The 18,542-nt window shown below is 72.5% G+C and carries 15 protein-coding genes; 2 read left to right on the plus strand and 13 right to left on the minus strand.

Going from position 1 to position 18,542, the window contains the following annotated elements:
* Positions 1 to 16: 16 nt before the first annotated feature.
* The 3 genes from WC969_11925 to WC969_11935 are packed head-to-tail and all read right to left on the minus strand — an operon-like array spanning position 17 to position 2,514.
* Positions 17 to 367, minus strand: a complete 351-nt coding sequence (locus WC969_11925) for a hypothetical protein (GenBank protein ID MFA6030554.1) — start codon at positions 365 to 367, stop codon at positions 17 to 19.
* Positions 364 to 1,152: an SDR family NAD(P)-dependent oxidoreductase gene (locus tag WC969_11930; protein ID MFA6030555.1), complete on the minus strand. Its 789-nt coding sequence runs from the start codon at positions 1,150 to 1,152 to the stop codon at positions 364 to 366. The genes WC969_11925 and WC969_11930 overlap by 4 nt, the downstream gene beginning before the upstream one ends.
* Positions 1,153 to 1,167: 15 nt before the next feature.
* Positions 1,168 to 2,514, minus strand: coding sequence for an insulinase family protein (locus WC969_11935; protein MFA6030556.1), 1,347 nt, complete (start codon positions 2,512 to 2,514; stop codon positions 1,168 to 1,170).
* A 193-nt stretch (positions 2,515 to 2,707) separates the two neighbouring features.
* Between WC969_11935 and WC969_11940 the strand changes: the two genes are divergently transcribed.
* On the plus strand, positions 2,708 to 3,649 hold the full coding sequence (locus WC969_11940; GenBank protein ID MFA6030557.1) for a hypothetical protein: 942 nt from the start codon (positions 2,708 to 2,710) through the stop codon (positions 3,647 to 3,649).
* Between the two features lie 158 nt (positions 3,650 to 3,807).
* Positions 3,808 to 5,964, plus strand: coding sequence for a hypothetical protein (locus WC969_11945; GenBank protein MFA6030558.1), 2,157 nt, complete (start codon positions 3,808 to 3,810; stop codon positions 5,962 to 5,964).
* 10 nt (positions 5,965 to 5,974) lie between these two features.
* Here WC969_11945 and WC969_11950 read toward each other — a convergent pair whose 3' ends face one another.
* The 10 genes from WC969_11950 to hemA all read right to left on the minus strand — a co-directional run bounded on the left by WC969_11950 (position 5,975) and on the right by hemA (position 18,509).
* A complete protein-coding gene (locus WC969_11950) occupies positions 5,975 to 7,201 on the minus strand; it encodes an FtsX-like permease family protein (protein MFA6030559.1) in 1,227 nt (408 codons plus the stop codon).
* Positions 7,195 to 8,247 carry a hypothetical protein gene (locus WC969_11955; protein MFA6030560.1) on the minus strand — a complete coding sequence of 351 codons (1,053 nt, stop codon included), beginning with the start codon at positions 8,245 to 8,247 and terminating at the stop codon, positions 7,195 to 7,197. Before WC969_11955 ends, WC969_11950 begins: the two co-directional genes overlap by 7 nt.
* Positions 8,244 to 9,455, minus strand: a complete 1,212-nt coding sequence (locus WC969_11960) for an FtsX-like permease family protein (protein ID MFA6030561.1) — start codon at positions 9,453 to 9,455, stop codon at positions 8,244 to 8,246. Before WC969_11960 ends, WC969_11955 begins: the two co-directional genes overlap by 4 nt.
* Before the next feature lie 22 nt (positions 9,456 to 9,477).
* Positions 9,478 to 10,272 (minus strand): outer membrane lipoprotein-sorting protein, encoded by a 795-nt coding sequence (locus WC969_11965; protein ID MFA6030562.1) that lies wholly within the window; start codon positions 10,270 to 10,272, stop codon positions 9,478 to 9,480.
* Between the two features lie 65 nt (positions 10,273 to 10,337).
* Positions 10,338 to 11,336 (minus strand): 4-hydroxythreonine-4-phosphate dehydrogenase PdxA, encoded by a 999-nt coding sequence (locus WC969_11970; GenBank protein MFA6030563.1) that lies wholly within the window; start codon positions 11,334 to 11,336, stop codon positions 10,338 to 10,340.
* Between the two features lie 68 nt (positions 11,337 to 11,404).
* Positions 11,405 to 12,508 carry a peptidylprolyl isomerase gene (locus WC969_11975; protein ID MFA6030564.1) on the minus strand — a complete coding sequence of 368 codons (1,104 nt, stop codon included), beginning with the start codon at positions 12,506 to 12,508 and terminating at the stop codon, positions 11,405 to 11,407.
* Entirely contained in the window at positions 12,492 to 13,310 is an 819-nt protein-coding gene (locus tag WC969_11980) for a peptidylprolyl isomerase (protein MFA6030565.1), read from the minus strand. The genes WC969_11975 and WC969_11980 overlap by 17 nt, the downstream gene beginning before the upstream one ends.
* 5 nt (positions 13,311 to 13,315) lie before the next feature.
* Entirely contained in the window at positions 13,316 to 16,522 is a 3,207-nt protein-coding gene (locus WC969_11985; GenBank protein ID MFA6030566.1) for a DEAD/DEAH box helicase, read from the minus strand.
* A complete protein-coding gene (gene hemC / locus WC969_11990; protein MFA6030567.1) occupies positions 16,519 to 17,430 on the minus strand; it encodes a hydroxymethylbilane synthase in 912 nt (303 codons plus the stop codon). The genes WC969_11985 and hemC overlap by 4 nt, the downstream gene beginning before the upstream one ends.
* Positions 17,427 to 18,509 carry a glutamyl-tRNA reductase gene (hemA, locus tag WC969_11995; GenBank protein MFA6030568.1) on the minus strand — a complete coding sequence of 361 codons (1,083 nt, stop codon included), beginning with the start codon at positions 18,507 to 18,509 and terminating at the stop codon, positions 17,427 to 17,429. The genes hemC and hemA overlap by 4 nt, the downstream gene beginning before the upstream one ends.
* Positions 18,510 to 18,542: the final 33 nt, after the last annotated feature.

Genomic DNA, 18,542 nt, shown 5'->3' on the forward strand with positions numbered 1-18,542 from the left:
AGGCCTGGCCGGGAGGTCAGGCCTTCTTCTTTTTCTTCCAGCGCGAGACGATCCGCACGACCTCTCGGACCCACGCGCACTCGCAGTGCGCGGGACAGGGGCGGAGTTCGTCCTTGCGCAGGCAGTAGCCGGGGCAGTCCGCCGTCCCCGTGCGGCGCTCCGAGAACACCGGCCCTTCGTAGAGCTCCTTGAAGACGTCGACGCCGAGAGCGAAGGTCGTGCTGCAGGAGTGGTTGAAGAGGAAGAAGCCCGCCTCGAGCTCCTCGAAGTCCGCCTGGTAGCCGGCGAGCGTCACGGCGGGGTCCGAGAGCAGGTCCTCGCGCGTCTCCCACTCGACGCGGCAGGAGGTGCAGGCCTTGAAGCTCAATGGATGTCCGTCCCGCCGTCGATGCGGTAGACCTGGCCGGTGATGCCGTCGGCTTTCGCGGAGCAGAGGAAGACCACGAGCTCGGCGACCTCTTCGGGCCGGAGCAGGCGCCCGAGAGGGATGGCGGAGACCACGCTCTTCAGCAGGGCCTCGCGGTCCTTCTTGAACCTGGCGGCGAGGACGTCGAGGGTGTCCTTCTGGAACATCTCGGTGTCGATGGCCCCCGGCGCGACGCAGTTGGCGTTCACCCCGACGCGGGCCCCCTCCTTGGCCAGCGCCTTCGTGAACCCGATGAGGGCCGCCTTCGAGGCCGAGTAGGCCGAGGCCATGGCGGTGCCCATGGTCCCGGAGACCGAGGCCACGTTCACGATCTTCCCCCGGGAGCCGCACTTCGCCATCGCCGCGAGCGCCTCCCGGCAGAAGAGGAAGGGCCCGCGGGCGTTGACGGCCATGACCCGGTCCCAGTCGGCGGCCGTCGTCTCGGCGACGGAGCGGGCCAGCGCCGTCCCCGCGTTGTTGACCAGCGCGTCGAGCCGGCCGAAGCCCTCGAGCGCGGCGGCCACCGCCGCCTTCGCGGAGGACTCCTCGGCGGCGTCCCCGGCGACGACGCGGACCTCCCCGAGCGCGGAGAGCTCGCGGCGCGCCGTCTCGAGGCGCGCGGCGTCGCGGGCGACCAGCACGAGCTTCGCTTTCTCCCGCAGGAAGAGGCGCGCGGCCGCGAGGCCGACCCCGCGCGAGCCGCCGGTGACGAGGACGACCTTCCCTTCGAAAGCCGCGTCATTCATGGCGCCGAACCTCTCTTATCTCCAGCGGACGGAGCCCTCGGGGCTCCGCGGGACCTCGACGAGCCCGGGGAAGGCGGCCGCGGGCGGCTTGGCGCCGCCCATGAGCGCGACCGTCCGCGCGCCCGGGCGCAGGTGCTCGGCGACCAGGGCGGCGGCCCCCTCGAAGGAGGCCCGTTCGAGCTCGGCGAAGCGCTCGCCGAAGGCGGCGGGGACTCCGCGCTCGAGCAGCGAGGCCGCGTGGCTGCGTGCGGTCTCCAGCGGGTCCTCCGTCGTGAAGAGGAGGTCCGTCGCGCGGCGGGCGACGGCCTCGTCGAAGAGCGCCGCGTCGACCCGCCGCGAGGCGAGTTCGACGAGCAGCCCGTCGATGAGGGGCAGGACGCGCGGGAGCTCGCGCTCGCCGAGCGCGAGCGCGACCGTGAAGAGGGCGTCCTTGCCGCGCAAGAGGAGGCGCGTCGCGCAGGAGGAGGCCACGCTCTCGCGCTCGCGCAGGATCAAGTTGAGGAGGCTCGTGCGGCCGGTCCCGAGCATCGCGTCGAGCGCCTCCCAGCAGGCGCGCTCGCGCTCTCCGCGCACGGGGAAGCGCCAGCCCAGCTCCAGGCGGACCGGTCCCTCGCCGCGCGAGGGGCACCAGAGCGCGCGGGCGCCGGCCCAGGCGGGCTTGGACACGACGGCCGAACGCTCGCGGCCGGGCCCCTCCGGGAAGGCGGAGAGCGCCTCGTTGAGGCGGCTCTCCATGTCCGCGGGAGGGTTGCCGCAGACCGCCGCGACGAGGGCGCCGCGCTGCCATCCGCCCCGGGCCCATTCTCGCAGCGCGTCGGCGTCGAGCGCGGAGAGCGCCTCGGCGTCCGCCGCCGGAGGGCGCGCCGAAGCCTCGGGGAGCAGCAGCGCCCCCTCGAGGAGCGCGGAAACGAAGCGGCCCGGATCCTCGAGCTCGCGCAGGCGCTCCTCGGCGGCGGCCCTCCGCTCCGAGCCCACGGCCTCGGGCCGCAGCATGGGCCGGAGCAGGAGCTCGCCGAGGAGCTCGAGCGCCTCCGCCTCGCGGCCGCAGGGGACCTTCGCCTGGAAGGACGCGGTCTCCCGGGTCGGATGCGCGAGGACGCGGCCGCCGAAGCGTTCGAGGTGGCGCAGGACCTCGTAGCGCGAGGGGAAGCGCGCGGTGCCGCGGAAAGCCACGCGCTCCAGGAGATGGGCCGCGCCCCAGCGCTCGGCGCTCTCGTAGGCCGTCCCGTCGCGCAGGGTCAGCACCAGCGCCGTCGCGGAACAGGCGGGGTCGCGCTGCACCGCCGCGGGGACGCCGGCCGGACGCTGCAGACGCGCGTCGCGCCGGCGCGCCGCCTCGAGCAGGGAGGGAGGGATCCTCACCCCGCAAGCATACCGAATCCGGGACGCTTTTGCCCACCTCGCGCGCGAGGGCCCGTGGACCTATGCGAAATGGAGCCGTCCGGCCCTCCCGTCGTCCCCGTCAATCATGCTATAGTGGGGATGCCGCAGCCGTAGGCGCAGACGCATTCCTGAGACCCCGCCGGACCTCAGAGCCCCCGAAGTCGAGGTCGTCATGATGTTCGCGCGTCTACGCTCGCAGGTCCTCCTCCTACCGACCCTCTCGCTCTCCCTCTTCATTCCCGCCGCCGCCTGCGCCGCCGACGGCTTCACGCCGCTCGCGAAGACCCTCGCCCGCGCCGCCGCCGAGGCCGGGGTCCAGCGCGTGGCCGTGGTGCCCTTCCTCTCGCTCGAAGCGGCCCTGACGCCGAAAGGACGCCTCATCGCCCAGACCCTCTCCTCCCGCATGACCTCCCCCGACGGCCCCAAGGTCGTCGACCTGACCAAGGTCGACGCGGCGATCCTCTCGCTCGGGCTCAAGGACAAGGACCTCACGGTCGCCGCCTACCTCGCCATGCTCGCGCGCGAGCTCGACTGCCAGGCGCTCGTCACGGGCTCCTGGGCCGCGCTCGGCCGCGAGGCGGGTCTGAAGGCCCGCCTCTACCACGTGGGCACGGGCGTCGTGCTCACCGACCAGGAGACGAAGGTGCAGGCCGAGTGGCTCTCGCGCAGCGAAGAGCTGCTCCCTTACGACCCTTCGCTCACGGCCGCCGAAGCCATGCGCGACGTCCTGAGCGACCGGGGCCGCGGCTCCGCGGCGCGCGAGCCCGAGCGCCTGCTCGCCCTCTCCACGCGGGAGCAGGACCAGCTGCGCGACGCCGTGTCGAACTCGGATTGCGCACATGCCGACGAGATGATCAGCCGCCTCGAGGCCAGCGTCCTGGCTCTCAAGGCCCGCTACTGGGCCGACCAGGTCCTGCGCGGCAAGCTGAGCGAACCCTCCGCGCTCCGCCGCTCCGAGGACATCCTCCGCGACCCGCTCCTGCGCGAGCGCTACGAGACCCTCTTCCGCAAAGCGCTCGCCGGCGACAGGGATCCTCTGAGCGTGCTCGAGGTCAAGCGCTTCATCACCTACGACCGCCTCGCCTACGAGACGAAGGAGCGCTGCGCCCGCTGACGCCGCCGCTTTCCCCTCCGCGCAGGCCCTCCCCCTCCTCCGGGGAGGGCCTTTGATCTTCCCGCGTTCATAGGCCCAGGTCCGGCTGGGTCCATTGAGGTCGGCGGACTGCCCTGCGGTCCCATGCGTCGCGGCTCACCGCCTGCCTTAATAGCCCCATGAAGGTCCTCCGCGGCGCGCTCTGCCTGCTCCTGGCCTGGTCGCTCGGCCTCGAGCCCGCGTTCGCGCAGGTCCGCGCCTTCGTCGCGGTCCAGCCGGGGGCCGGGACGCCCGTGGCGCCGGTCGGAGTGAAGACCGTCTACCCCCTCTCCGCCGGGACGCTCGGCCTCCCCGTCTCGACGCTGCTCATCCCCGTCGGGTTCGTCCCCGGCGCGTCCCCCGCCGTCGCGGCGCGCGCGTCGTCCTCCTCTCGCGCCGTCCCTGCGACGCTCGGGCCCGTCGCGGAGGTCCCGTCGGGGGCCGCAGCCGCGCTCAACCCGGCGGCCCTGACGCCGGGCGCCGCGGCGTTCGCCCTCAAGAAGGTCGCGCCTCTGGCCGCCGCCGCCGCCGAGGAAGTCCGCGGCCTCGCGGACCTGCCCCAGGGAGCGGCCCGCACCGCGACGGACCGCCAGTTCTCCCTCCTGAGCGGCGAGGCGCCCGCCGCGGCTCGCGCGGACCTCGCGCAGACGCCCGTCCCCGTCGCCGCCGGCGGAAGCCTGCGCGCCCTGCTCTCCCGGCCGCGCGGAGCCGAGAGCGCGGAGAACGCTTCGAGCGAACCCGCCCCGCCGGCGTCCCGCACCCAGGTCTTCAAGGACCCCGAGCGCAACGGCGCCTTCTGGCGCTACGCGCTCGCCTACTCGACCTATCTCTTCGGCTTCCAGATGTACATCGTCGGGATGCCGTTCCTCGTCTCGTCCTTCACGAAGAACCTCCTCTACGAGAACCACGACCCCCGCTTCGGGGACTCCGAGGCGGTCAAGGCGCTGGTGCGCTCGAACCGCTCGCTCTCCCGCATCATGCACTGGATCGCGCAGGCGGTGAGCTACGCGACGGTGCCGCTGCTCGGCAAGAAGGGCGCCGCGGCCCCGGGCACCTGGCTCTCGCGCTCGGCCTTCGCCCGAGCGGCCGTCATCGCGCTCATCCCGACCCTCTTCTTCGCCTCGGGCCTCTTCTCGCTGAAGGCGGCGATCCTCGTCTACCTCGGGCTCGTCATGCTGCAGTCGTATCTCCAAGGCGTCTTCGTCACGATGGACTCGGCGGCGACGACGCGCATCATGGGCGAGAAGTCGGTGTCCCCCGAGGAGCGGCTGCGGGCGAACTCCATCCTCACCTTCATCGCTTCGACCGCCGCGATCATCGGCCCGGCGCTCGCGGGGAAGGTGGCGCAGCTCCCCGACTTCTTCAACAAGACGGGCTCCGCCGGGGCGGTGATCTACGGGATCTACGCGGGAACGATGGCCCTGGGAGGGCTCATCTTCGCCTCGATCCGCCTGCTCGGGCGCAAGGACGCGGCCCTCGGAACGGACGGGACCGCCGCGGAGAGCGCCGCGTCGGAACCCCTGAGCGCGAAGGCCGTCCTCTCCCGGCTGTGGGCCTCGATGCGGGACGGCTCGCGCATGATCTTCAAGAACCGCCTCCTGCGCACCTTCACCCTGCTCCTGCTGGTCAACGCCCTCTTCTCCGACCCGCTCATCTTCAGCATCCTGCCCGAGTTCGTCGAGACCCTCGTCAAGATCGGCGGCGGCGGCGGGGAGATCCTGGGGATCCCCGTCATCGGCTGGCTGCTGCGGAGCATCACCGAGACGCCGATGGGCTACTACGGGCTGATGGTCGCGGCCTCGAGCGTGGGCAGCATCCTCGCGACCCTCGCGATGGAGCCCCTGCGGAAGGTCCTCGCGCGGCTCGGCTTCCGCACCGAGGAGTCGCTCACCGTCCCCTTCTACCTCCTCGCGGCCGTCGAGGTCCCGCTGTTCTGGCTGCTGGTCTCGACGGGCTCCATCTGGGCCGCGCTCGGCATCTACGGACTTCAGTCGCTCGTGACCGCCTTCGCGGGGATCGTGATGTCCGGCCTCTACCAGAAGGCGCTCGGAAGCTTCGAGCGCGAGGACGTCCCGAAGGTCCTGGCCGCGCGCTCCTTCATGAACATCTGCGCGGCCATCCTCTCCACCTACGTCTTCGGCTTCGTGCTCAAGGGCGTGCCGCTGGCGACGATGCTCACCGTCGCCGCCGTCGCGATGACCGCCCTCGGCGCCCTGCGCGTCGCCGCGCCGTGGCTCATGCTCTCGAAGGAAGAGCGCACCCGCGCCGCCCCCCCGACCGGCCCCGCCTCCGACTGAAGGTCGTCCTTTAGATGTGCCGCAGCGCTTCGGTCACGCGCAGGCGCGCCGCGCGCAGAGACGGCGCCGCGGAGGCGAGGACGCAGACGAGGACCGCCGCGGCCGCCGAGCGCAGATGAGGACCCCAGAAGGGACGCAGGAGGATGCGGTCGTCGAAGGGCATGAAGTAGGCCATCGCGTCGCCGATGGGCAGCGAGAGGCCGCGCGCGCCGAACCAGCCGACGAGCGCCCGCCCGAGGAGCAGTCCCAGCAGCGAGCCGAGCAGCCCGAGCAGCGCCGACTCCGCGACGAGGAGGGCGACGAGGAAGCGCGGCTTCGCCCCGAGCGCGCGGAGGATCCCGAACTCGCGGATGCGCTCGAAGAACGACATCGAGACCGCGTTGAGGATCCCCAACCAGACGACGAGCAGGATGACGAGGTGGATGACCGCCCAGAGCGCGTTCTGGAAGCGCCGGATCCCGGCGACCTCGGAGCCCACCTCCTCCCAGGTCACCGCGACGGCCTCGGGGCCGAGGCGCGCGCGCAGGCGGGAGAGCGCCTCGGGCAGACGGTCGGAATCGGCGAGGCGCGCCGCCGCGTGGCTGACCAGACCCGGGACGCCGCGCAGGCGCTGAGCCGAGTCGAGCCGCACGTAGGCGGTCTGCCCGTCGAAGGCCTCGCTGCCGCTGCGGTGCACGCCCGAGAGCCGGAAGAGCTCGGAGTTCATCACCCCGTCGGGCCCCTGCGCCATGAGGACGACGCGCTCGCCGATGCGCAGGTCGAGGGCGGTCGCGAGGCGCTCGCCGATGACGACGTCCCGGGGCCCCTCGAGGTAGCGGCCCTCCCGGAGGTAGCCGGGCATGATGGAGAGGCGCTTCTCCTTCTCCGGCTCGACGCCGACGACGAGCGCGGCGCGCGAGGCGGAGGCCGAATGAAGAAGGCCGGTCATCAGGAGCCGCGGCCCGGCCGCCTCGACGAGCGGGTCGTCGGCCAGCAGCCGCACGTACCGGGCGGGGTCCGCGAGCAGGACCTCGGGGACCTTCCGGTCGGAGGCCTTCGCCGCCTGGACCTGGAGATGCCCGCTGAGGACCCCGGTGGACTTGTCCACCATCTGGCGCTGGAAGGAGCCGAGCAGGCTCTGCCCGAAGACGAGCGCCATGATGCCGAAGGCGATGGAGGACGCCGCGAGCGCGCTGCGCCGGCGGTTGCGCAGGAGGTTGCGCCAGGCGAGCCGGAGCACGGCGAGAGCGTTCACCATCGCGCGTAGAGCCGGAGCATCGGCCCGTGACGGAAGAGCGTCGTCGCCGGGCTCATGCCGAGCTCGCCGGCGTTCGCGGCCTCGCCGCCGAAGTTCCGGCTGTAAAGGAACGAGAGCTCCCAGCCCAGCCCCAGCGCCCACTGCGCCCTTCGCCAGGCCCCGCGCCAGCGCACGCCGAGCCCCAGGTCGCACTGCGCGGCCCCGGCCGTCCGCTCGGCAGCGCCCGGCGTGTAGGCCGCCAGGTCCGGCACGCCGCCATACGCCCCGTTGTTGGCCGCGCGCACGGACGCCGCGCCGTCGCCGCTGATCTTCGAGCGGCCGAGGCCGAGCCGGTTCTCGGACGAGAGATAGAGGCCGAAAGGTCTTTGCGCCTGCGGGCCGTCCAAGTAGAGCATCGAGCTCGCGAGCGTGTCGTAGCCGAAGAGGACGGAGTAGAGCTGGAGCTTGTAGTCGGGGTCGTAGCCGGGATTGGCGTCGACGGCCATCCCCAAAGACGAGTCCCAGTAGCTCGCGGGGATCTCGGTGGGGAGCCGGAAGCTCGTGTAGCCCAGACCGACGTAGCCGGCGGGGTGGACCCACCAGAGCGCGTCCACCTGCGCGTAGCGCCCTTCGATGTCCTCTTCGAGCGGGCGTCCGATCGCGCTCACCGCCGTGCTCCGCCCGCTCCAGACCCGCCGTCCCTGCAGGGAGCCGCCCGCCCAGCGAAAGCGCAGGCGCTCCCAGCCGATCCAGCCCGCGGCCTCGGCGAGCTTGCCCACATGGTTGCCGTCCACGTTCAGGTCCCAGCCGAAGGAGAGCCGGCTGTCTTCGAGGAGGAAGCTCCCCTCGAGCTTCGTGAAGGCCGTGGAAGCGAAGCGGTAGTCGAGCGCCTGGTCGGCGTACCCGACGTCGTTGACCCAGTTCGCCTGCTGGAGGTTGACCCCCGCCTGGGCCCGCATGCGGCCGAAAGGGGTCGTGAGCGGAGATCTTGCGGCGTCCTCGGCGGCGAGGGCGCAGAGCGGCAGCAGGAGGAGGACGGCCGCGAACGGCGGGAGCGCGCGCCTCACAGATGCCTCAGCGATTCGGTGGGCCGCATCCGCGAGGCCTTGAGCGCCGGGACGAGTCCGCCCACGGCGCCCGTCAGAAGGACCCCGGCCAGGGCCGCCAGGTGCTTGCCCCAACTGAAGCGCAGCCGCAGGACGGGGTCGAAAGGGATGAAGTAGCCGATCGCGTCCTTGATGGGAAGCTCGAGGCCGCTGCGGCCGTAGTGCAGGATGAGCGCCGCCCCGCCCGCGAGGCCCAGCGCGGCGCCGAGCAGGCAGAGGAGGAAGGATTCGGCGAGGATGAGCCGGACGACGAAGCCGGGCCGCGCCCCCAGAGCCATCAGCAGGCCGAACTCGCGCACGCGCTCGAACATCGACATCATCATCGTGTCCACGACGCCGAGGGCCACGATGCCGAAGACGACGGCGAGCACGACGGCGAGCAGGGCGTCCTGATAGCGGCGGATGCCCACGATCTCATGATCGATCTCCTCCCAGGAGAGCGCCTTCACGGGCAGGCCCGCCAGACGCGGGCCGAGCCGCCCGCGGACCTCCCCGGCGAGCTCCGGGTCCTTGAGCCGCACGACCAGGTTGTTGATGCGTCCCTCGGCCGCCAGCATCCGCTGCAGGGAGGCGAGCGGGACGTAGACGATCTGCCCGTCGAAGGTCGCGCTGCCCGAGCGGAAGATCCCGTCGAGGCGGAAGCGCTCGGCGCCCATGCTCCCGTCGACGGCGGCGGCGAGGAGCACGACCTCCCCGCCGGCCTTCAGACCGAGCTGGCGCGCGAGCCGTTCGCCGAGGTAGACGGAGTCCGCGCGCGGGAGATAGGCCCCTTCGGAAAGGTAGGTGCTCATCGCGGTGACCTTCGCCTCCCTCCCGGGCTCGACCCCGCAGATGAGCACGCCCGCGGAGTCCTTGGGCGCCGAGACCATCCCGGTCATGTGCAGGCGGCCGCCCCAGGCCGCGACCTCCGGGAAGGAGGCGAGCCTCGCCTCGACCTGGGCGGCGCCGGAGAAGAGCTTGTCGGGGAACTTGAGGTTGCGGTTGCCGGCGGCCTGGATCTGGATGTGCCCGGTGAAGACGCCGGTCGACTTCTCGACGAGCTGGACCTGCACGGCCTCGATGACGCTCTGGCCGAAGAGCACCGCGGCGAGGCCGAAGCCGACGGAGACGGCGGTCAGCGCCGTGCGCCGGCGGTTGCGCAGGACGTTGCGCCAGGCGAGCGCGATCATCCGCCCGGGCCTCCCGGGCGCCTCATCTCTGGAGCCGGCTCAGGGAGAAGAAGGAGTCCGGCAGGGCGACGTCGAATGTGATCTCGCGGTAATGGAGGACCGTGCTGCGGCCCGGGGAGCGCTTCGGGACGCACTCGAGGCGCGTCGGCACGCGCCGCCCGCCCATGTCCTTCACCTCGGAGAGGGTGATGGAGCGCACGAGCTCCCCGCGTTCGCTGTAGTCGTCCTCCGCGAGCGGGATGACCCAGCCGTCCGGGTACACGCCGATGCGGAGCAGGACCTTCCCCCAGACCACCGGGGCATCGGGCTTGGGGAGCGACTCGATGAGGACGGTCGCGTACTCCTCGCCCGGCGTCCGGGCGAGGACGCGGTGCGTATAGTCGCGCACCACCGAGTCGGCCTTCACGATGTCCTCGTAGGTGAAATCCGAGCCCTGCCAGGAGGAGTGCATCATCGCGGGCGGGACCTTCATGAGCCGCTCGACGCGCGCCATCCACATCCACATCTCCCCCTTGCGTCGCAGGGTCGTGGTCCCCTTCTCCTTGGGCGGGGCGTGGATGACGATGAAGGCGTGGGTGCGCTCGCGGTTCCAGGCCTCGAGGTCGAGCTCGCGCGTCCATTCCGGCGTGCGGATCGTCATGAGGAGGCGCGCGTGGCTGGAGTCCCCGCGCAGGACCTTGTTCGAGCGGTCCACCAGCTCGTGCGCCGAGAAGGCGGCGGTCGAAACGGCCGCGACGGAGGCCGTGGACGGGGTCTGGGCGGCGGCGGAAGCGATGAAGAAGAACGACCCTAGAAGCGCGATCGCCCCCTCACCCAACCCTCTCCCCCTCCGGGGGAGAGGGGTAGGGAGAGGGGGTCGGGTCCGAGGCGGATGGACTCCGCTCATGAACGCGCCTTCCTGGATGAGATCTCCGCTGCGAAGACGGCCGCGGCGATCATGCCGGAGGGGTCGATGCGTCCCGAGCGGGCCGCGTCGTACGCCGTCCCGTGCATCGGGGAGACGCGCGTGAAAGGCAGTCCGAGCGTCCAATTGACGGCCCCGTAGCGGGCCGCGAGCTTGAGCGGGATGAGGGCCTGGTCGTGATAGAGGGCGAGCAGGGCGTCGAAGCGGCCCTCCGCGTGCGCGGCCCAAGCGGCGTCCGCAGGCAGCGGCCCTTCGAGCGGGAGGCCCTCGCGTCGCAGCGCCCTCAGCGCGGGGAGCAGGAGCCGCCTCTCCTCGTCCCCGAGGAGGCCGTTCTCGCCGGCATGCGGGTTGAGCGCGCAGACGCCTACGCGCGGCCGCCGCAGCCCCAGGTCTCGGCGCAGCGACTCGAGCGTGAGCTCGGCGGCCTCGCGGAGGGCCCCGCGGGTCAGAAGGGCGGGCACCCGGGCGTAGGGGACGTGGCGGGTGACGAGCGTCGCGCGCAGCGGACGGGGAGCGGCAGGCGCGCAGAGCATCATCGCGACGCGCCCCGCGCCGCTCAGGTCCAGGAGCGCGGCCGTGTGGTCGAGGTAGGGGGCGCCGGCCATGCGCCAGGCCTCCTTGGAGACCGGCGCCGTCACCAGGCCGTCCGCCAGCCCCCGGGCGCAGAGCTCGAAGGCCCGGAGCACGGAGAGCCAGGAGACCCGTCCGCCCTCGGCGCTCGGCCCCCCGACCGGGATGCGCCCGCAGGAGCCGAGGTCGAGCAGGGGGCACAGGCGCGGGGTCCAGCCGGCGCGCACGAAGACGGCGCGCGGGCCGACGGCGAGCGGGAGGCAGGAGCGGCGTACGCGCGCGTCGCGAAGCGCCGCGACGGCGACGCGGGGACCGACGCCGGCCGGATCGCCGCAGGTGAAGGCGAGGACGGGCAAGGCGGCCGCCGCAGTCCTCACGCGACGGCCGCCTTGCCCGTTTCGCTTCATCGAGTCATTCCAGACGCCGGGAACAGCTTTTCTTGACGCAGCAGGAAATCCCCTGCGGGGATTTCCTGCTACTCCGCAGGAGGGGCCTTGAGTTCGAGCGTCGCGGCCGTGCGGAGCTTCTTCAGGTAGTCGATGAGCGCCGTCTGCGACTGCATGTTGTAGAGGAACTGGCCGATGTCGCCCTTGAAGCGCTCGAAGGTGATGGAGTCCTTGGCCTTCTTCTCCTGGACGCGGATGAGGTGGAAGCCGAACTTGCTCTCCACCGGCTCGCTGATCTCGCCGACCGGGAGGGCGAAGGCGGCCTTCTCGAACTCGGAGGGCATCCAGCCGCGCAGGATGAAGCCCAGGTCGCCGCCGCGCGGGGCGCTCTCGGCGTCGTCGGACTCCTTCATCGCGGTCTCGGCGAAGTCGGCGCCCTCGACGAGCTTCTTGCGCAGGGCCTCGGTGCGCTTGAGCGCCTGGTTGCGCTCGACGAGCGCGGCCCCGGGGGCCGTCTTCACGAGCAGGTGGGAGACGCGCACGCGCTCGGCCACCGCGTCCCTCATCCGCATGCCGAAGGCGAGGTAGGCCTGGCCGGTCTCCTCGGGCATGCCCTTGACGACGTCGGTGCTGCCGGAGGCCACGAGCTTCAGCTTGTCGTAGGCGGCCTGCAGGGCCTTGTCGTCGGGCTCCTTGACGGTGGGCCGGACCTTCTCCTCGATGACCTTGCGCATGAGCAGCTGGCGCCGGATGCGGTCCTGGAACTGCTCCTCGTTGAGCCCTTCCTTCTTGAGCTCCTCGAGCAGCGCGCCCTTCATCTCGCCGTCGCTGCGCTTCTTGCCCGTGGCCTCGTCGAGGCGGAAGTTGCGCTCCTGGATCTCCTCGATGCCCTTCTCGAGCTCGCGGGCGTAGACCTTCAGGCCGAGCTTCTCCCCTTCCTGGGCGAGCAGCTCGTCGTCGACCATCTGGTCGAGCACCTTCTGGCGCATCTCCTTGACCGCTTCGTCCTCGCGCAGGAGCTGGGGCATGCCGCGCATCCAGCTCTCGGTCACCGACTTCACGTTCTTGCGGTACTCCGAGAGCAGCAGGGGCTTGCCGTTGACGCGGGCGACGACGTCCTCGAGCACGGCGGCCGAGAGGGGCGCGGCGGCGAGGAGCACGGCGAGAGCGAGGGTCCTATTTGAACTGGGCATCGAGCACCTCCACGGGGAAAGACGTCTGGAGCGACTGAAGATGGCGGTCGAGCTTCTCCTTCTCGAGTATCCGGCGGATCCTCGGCTCGGCCTTCTCATAGGGGACGGGCTTCTCCCCCTCCTTCTGCACGACGTGATAGCCGAACTTGCTGCGCACGGGGCCGGCGATCTCGCCGGTCTTCATGTGCCAGACCACTTCGAACTCGGGGATGAGCTCGCCGAAGAGGGCCGGGGGCATGCGCCCGCCGCCGGCGGCGGTGTCGGCGTCGAGGGAGAGCTTCTGGGCGATGGCCGCGAAGCCGCCCCCGCGGGCGGCCGCGGCGGCCTTCTCGGCCTCCTCGGGAGAGGCGAGGAGGATGTGCCGGACCTGGGCCTCGGCGGGGTGCTTCTCGAAGAAGGCGCGGATCTCGGCCTCCTCCACCTTGAGGACCCCTTTGCTCCGCAGCTCCTCGAACCACATCCGCGTGAGCAGGTAGTCTCCGGCCTCGCGGAGCTTCTCTTCTTCCTCGCGGCGCAGCGCGGCGACCTGGTCGCGGTACTCCGTGCGCTTCTCGACGCCGGCCTTGCGGGCGGCCTCGAGGACCATCTTCTCCCGGATGAGCACGTCGAGGAACTGGCGCTGGCCGTAAGGGCTGAGCACGTAGTTGCGGTAGTCCGGAGCGACCTCGCCGAGCTTGCGCCGGAACTCCGATTCGGTGATGTAGGAGCGGCCGACCCGCGCGATGCGGCGGTCCTCTCCGCGCCGACAGGCGGCGGCGAAAAGCAGCAGGGAAACGGCTCCGAAAGCGAGGGCCCTCGTCATGGGGGCTACTTTACCATTTTCCGTGCGAAGAGGGCCTCGAGCCGGTCGACCGCGGCCTCCCCGCCCAGCCGGACGCGGAAGCCGTCCCCCTCGGAGGAGCGCAGGAACTCGAGGCGCGGTCCGAGCTCCCCCATCCAGCGGGAGAGGACCTCGGCCTCCGGCCCCCCGCCGGGATGGAAGTGGACCTCCGCCGCCCCCGGCCGCTCGGCCACGACGCGCACCCCGAAGGCGGCGGCCGCGCGCCGCAGGCGCAGGACCCGGAAGAGGTTGCGCACCGGCTCGGGCGGCGGACCGGAGAGGTCGGTGAGCTCGGCCTCGAGCCTCGGGAAGTCCGCCTCCTCGGCGCCGAGGAGCCGCTTGTAGAACTCGATGCGCTCGAAGTCCCCGGGCAGGTAGTCCTCGGGGAGGAAGGCGGGGACCGCGAGGTCCATGGTCGGCGGCTCGGGAGGGCGCTTCGCGCCCTTGCGCCGCTGCAGACGCCGGACCTCGTCGTCGAGCATCTGGCAGTAGAACTCGAGGCCGACGGAGTTCAGATAGCCGCTCTGCCGCGAGCCGAGCAGGTCGCCGGCCCCGCGGATCTCGAGGTCCCGCATCGCCAGCTGCAGGCCCGAGCCCAGCTGGGTGAACTCGCGCAGCGCCCGCAGACGGGCCCGCGCCTCCTCGGTGAGCGGCTCCTCCGAGTCGGGCTTGGCGGGATAATAGAGCCAGCAGTAGGCCTTCTGCCGCTCGCGGCCGATGCGCCCGCGCAGCTGATAGAGCTGCGAGAGCCCGAAGGCGTGCGCGTCCTCGACGAGCAGGGTGTTGACCGTCGGGATGTCGAGACCCGACTCGATGATGGTGGAGGCCGCGAGCACATCGGACTTGCGGTTGAAGAAGTCCCACATCGCCGTCTCGAGCGCGTCGGCGCGCATCTGCCCGTGCGCGACGGCGATCCGCAGGCCCGGGAGGCGCTCCCGGAGCTCGGCGACCCGCGCCGGGAGGTCGCGCACGCGGTTGCAGAGGTAGAAGACCTGCCCGCCGCGCGCGAGTTCCGCCTCGATGGAGGCGCAGACATGGCGGAGGTCGTAGGGGAGCACCCCCGTCGAGATCGGCTGGCGCCCGGTCGGGGCGCTGCGGATGAGCGAGACGCCGCGCAGGCCGCTGAGGGCCTGGTAGAGCGTGCGGGGGATGGGCGTCGCCGAGAGCGCGAGACTGTGCACGTCCTTGCGCAGGGCCTTCAGCCGCTCCTTGTCGCGGACCCCGAAGCGGTGCTCCTCGTCGATGACGAGCAGGCCGAGGTCCTTGAAGCGCACATCGCCCTGGAGGAGGCGGTGCGTCCCCACCACGACGTCGGCCTCCCCCCGGGCGAGGGCCTCGAGCGTCCGCCTCTGCTCGGCCGCGGTCTGGAAGCGCGAGAGCCCGACGACGCGGACCGGATACTCGGCGAAGCGCGCGCGGAAGACCCGCAGGTGCTGGTCGGCGAGGATCGTCGTGGGCACGAGCAGCGCGCACTGCGCGCCGTTGGCGGCGCACTTGAGCGCGGCCCGCATGGCCACCTCGGTCTTGCCGAAGCCCACGTCGCCGACGACGACGCGGTCCATCGGGTGGGGCGACTGCATGTCCGAGCAGACCTCCTCGATGGCGCGGCGCTGGTCGGGGGTCTCCTCAAAGGGGAAGGACTCGGCGAACTCCTCCTCCATGCGCGTGGGGCCGCCGAAGGCGCGGCCCGGCAGGGCGGCGCGCTCGGCCTGCAGGCGCAGCAGTTCGTCGGCCATCTCGCGCACGCCCTCGCGCACGCGTTCCTGGACCTCCTCCCAGCCCTCCCCCTCCAGCGAGGAGAGCCGCGGCCGGGCGCCCTCGGCGCCGACGAACTTCTGCACCTGCCGGAAGTCCGTCATGGGGATGAACATCCGGTCGCCGCCGCGGAACTCGAGGGTCAGGCAGTCGGTCGCCGACTCCTCTTCACCGGAGGGCGCGGCGCGGCCCAGGATGCGCTTGCCGTCCTCGCGCGGAGCGGAGGAGTCCGGCGCGACGCGCACGCGCACCGTCTCCAGGCCGTGGTAGCGCGCGACGCCGCAGCGTTCGTGGACGACGTAGTCGCCCTTGCGCAGCTCGCCCCAGCGCAGGCGGCCGGCGCCGGCGTGCTTGGCGGCCCAGCCCCTGGGGGGCCGGTAGCGGCGGCCGAAGATCTCGGCGGTGGAGAGCACCGCCAGCTTGAGCCCCGGCAGAAGGAAGCCGCGGCGCAGGGGACCGATGAGGAACTGCGCTCCACCGGCGCGGCGCTCGAGCATCTCCTGCACGCGCTCGTCCTCGCCGCGGTTGAGCGAGAAGAGGAGCGTCGTCCAGCCCGCGCGCTCCCATTCGGCGAGCCGCGCCGCGAGCAGGCCCATGTCCCCGCGGACGACGGGCGGCTCGGCCCCGCCGAGGTCGAGGCCTTCGGCCGAGGAGATGCCGACGACGACGGCCCGCGCGGGGGGCTCCTCGAGCAGGCCCTCCTCGTAGAGCCAGAGGGCGTCGGAGAGCCGCTCGCGCAGGGTCGCGGACGGAGCCGCGGGTGCGGCGACGGTCTCGCCCGCCGCGGGGTCCGGGGGAGCCGGGACGGCGACGGCCTCGTCGAGGAAGTCGGTGAGGCCCGCCTGCGTGGAGGGGTCGAAGAGCCGGATGGACTCCACGCGGTCGCCGTCGAAGAGGAGGCGGGCGGGGCGGGCGGGCTCGGGAGGGAAGAGGTCCACCACCGCGCCGCGGATCGCGAACTCGCCGGGCGCCTCCGCGAACTCGACGCGCCGATAGCCGAGGGCGGCGAGCCGCTCGACGAGCGGCCCGCGCGGGACCTTCTCGCCGGCGTGCAGCGCGAGCCGGAGCGCGGCGTACTCCCCGGCGCCGGGCGCCGCTCCGGCGAGCCCCTCCGGGGTCGCGAGCACGATGCGCGCTCCGCGGTGCAGGCGCTCGAGCGCCTCGGCGCGCCCGGCGGGGTCCTCTCCGAAGAAGGCGGTCTCGACCTTCGCCCCGCGCACGGCGGAGAGGGCCCGGAGGGCGTCCTCGAGGTCCTCGAGCGCTTCCTCGTCGCGCAGGGCGCAGACGATGGGCCCCTCACCCGCAGGACGCAGCGCGCGCGCCACCGGCTCCGGGAGGCCCGTGCCGTCGAGGATCCCGAGCACGAGCTGCGCCCAGGCGCCGGGACCGGGGACCCCGCAGAGCCGCACGAGCGGGGAGGCGGGACCTTTCTTCTTCAAGCGGGGAGCCGGTCGCGGAGGCTGCGCGCGAGCGCGAAGGCGTCCTCGGTCGACGGGCCGCAGGTCCCCTCGAGACGCACGGCGTCGGCGCCGTCGTCGCGGGACCAGAAGACGCGCAGGCGCCGCTCCCCGCCGGCTCCGACGGACGCCAGGGCGCCGAGCGGGGTCGAGCAGCCGCCGCCCACCGCCGAGAGGAAGGCGCGCTCGAGCTCGACCTCCAGGCGCGTGCGCTCGTGGGCGACCCGGGACAGCGCGGCGAGGACTTCGGAGCGGTCGGCGCGGGCCTCGAGAGCGAGCGCGCCCTGCCCGGGCGCGGGGAGAACGAGCTCGGGCGGGAGCGGCTCGCGCGGCACCTCGTCGAGGCCGAGCCGGCGCAGGCCGGCGGCGGCGAGCACGAGCCCGGCCCAGCCGTGCTCCTTGAGCTTGCGCAGGCGCGTGTCCACGTTGCCGCGCACCGCCGTGAAGGCAAGTCCGGCGCGCGCGCGCCGCAGCTGAACCTGCCGGCGCAGGGAGGCGGTCGCGATGACGCCGCCCTCCGGGACCTGCGCCCAGGACGGGCTCGTCCCCGGGATGAAGGCGTCGCGCGGGTCCTCGCGCTCCGGGAAGGCGGCGAGGACGAGTCCCTTGGGAAGCTCTCCGGGAAGGTCCTTCGAGGAGTGCACGGCGTAGTCGATCTCGCCGCGCAGGAGGGCCTCTTCGATCTCCTTCACGAACATCGCTTTGACGTTGGGAGAAGAAGGCTTCACGGGAGCATCGGGTCGCGCGAGGCTGAATGCGTCGCCCGAGGTCTTGATGAAGACGAACTCGGTCTCGAGGCCGGGGTTCGCCTCCTCGATGCGCCGGGCGATCTGGGCGGACTGGGCGCGGGCGAGGGGCGACCCGCGTGTTCCAAGGCGCATTCTCTTCATGGTCGCATCTCCCTGGGAGCACGTCGGAGCGTCGCCTGCTCGCCGCGCAGCGTGGCCTGGAGCCAGGAGTCGAAGCAGAGCGCCTCGAGGCCGGCGAGCTCGCGCGCCTTCTCCACCTCGCCGCGGCGGCGCTCGAGGTTCTCGGCGACGATGGCCTCGAGGTCCTTGAGCGCGTAGAGATAGACGTCGTCGAGGGCGCCGACGTCCTCGGCCACGTCGCGCGGCATCGCGATGTCGATGAGGAAGAGCGAACGCCCGTGGCGCCGCGCGAGCGCGGTCTCGACGGCCTCGCGCCGGAGCACGGGCTCGGGCGCGCCGGTGGAGGCGAGGACGACGTCGGTCTCCGCGAGGAGGTCCGGGAAGGACTCCCAGGACACGACGGAGACCTCCGTTCCGGCCTTGGCGGCCTCCGGCGTCAGCGCCGCGGAGAGCTCCTGCGCCCGCGAGAGGGTCCGGTTGGCGATGCGCACACGGCCCGCGCGGGCCTCCAGGAGGTGCCGGACCGTCTTCTCCGCCATCTCGCCGGCGCCGAGGACGAGCACGCGGCAGTCCTTGAGCCGGCCGAAGACGCGCTCGGCGAGCTCGACGGCGACGGAGGCCGCCGAGGTCTGCCCCATCGCGAGGGCGGTGCGGGTGCGCACCTCCTTGCCGACGAAGAGGGCTCGCTGGAAGAGGGTGTTGGTGAACTTGCCCGTGACCGCGGCGGCGCGCGCGGCCTCGTAGGCGCCCTTCACCTGGGCGAGGATCTCGCTCTCGCCGAGCACCAGCGAGTCGAGCCCCGCGGAGACCTCGAAGAGGTGGCGCACGGCCTCCCCGTCGACGGCGGAGGACGCCCGGGCGGCGAAGCCCTCCCCCCCCAGCCCCTCGACGAGGGAGGCGAGCCGGGCGCTGAGCGCCGCCCCCTCTCCCTCGGCGAAGGCGTAGACCTCGAAGCGGTTGCAGGTGGAGAGCGCGACGGTCTCCGCGAAGCCGGCCTCCCCCGCCGCGGAGAGGACGGCGCGGGCGTCGAGCCGCGCCAGCCTCTCGCGCAGCTCGAGCGGCCCGGTGCGGTGGTTGACTCCGACGAGGACGATGGGCACTCCGGCTCCATTCTACTATAGACCGCCCGCGTG

This window comes from Elusimicrobiota bacterium, assembly GCA_041660925.1.
Classification (GTDB): domain Bacteria; phylum Elusimicrobiota; class Elusimicrobia; order UBA1565; family UBA1565; genus JBAZUV01.

Coding starts and splice junctions, on each gene's coding strand:
- WC969_11930 (MFA6030555.1), bottom strand. CDS start 1,152: ATGAATGACGCGGCTTTCGAAGGGAAGGTCGTCCTCGTCACCGGCGGC.
- WC969_11940 (MFA6030557.1), top strand. CDS start 2,708: ATGATGTTCGCGCGTCTACGCTCGCAGGTCCTCCTCCTACCGACCCTC.
- WC969_11945 (MFA6030558.1), top strand. CDS start 3,808: ATGAAGGTCCTCCGCGGCGCGCTCTGCCTGCTCCTGGCCTGGTCGCTC.
- WC969_11950 (MFA6030559.1), bottom strand. CDS start 7,201: ATGGTGAACGCTCTCGCCGTGCTCCGGCTCGCCTGGCGCAACCTCCTG.
- WC969_11960 (MFA6030561.1), bottom strand. CDS start 9,455: ATGATCGCGCTCGCCTGGCGCAACGTCCTGCGCAACCGCCGGCGCACG.
- WC969_11970 (MFA6030563.1), bottom strand. CDS start 11,336: ATGAAGCGAAACGGGCAAGGCGGCCGTCGCGTGAGGACTGCGGCGGCC.
- WC969_11975 (MFA6030564.1), bottom strand. CDS start 12,508: ATGCCCAGTTCAAATAGGACCCTCGCTCTCGCCGTGCTCCTCGCCGCC.
- WC969_11980 (MFA6030565.1), bottom strand. CDS start 13,310: ATGACGAGGGCCCTCGCTTTCGGAGCCGTTTCCCTGCTGCTTTTCGCC.
- hemC (MFA6030567.1), bottom strand. CDS start 17,430: ATGAAGAGAATGCGCCTTGGAACACGCGGGTCGCCCCTCGCCCGCGCC.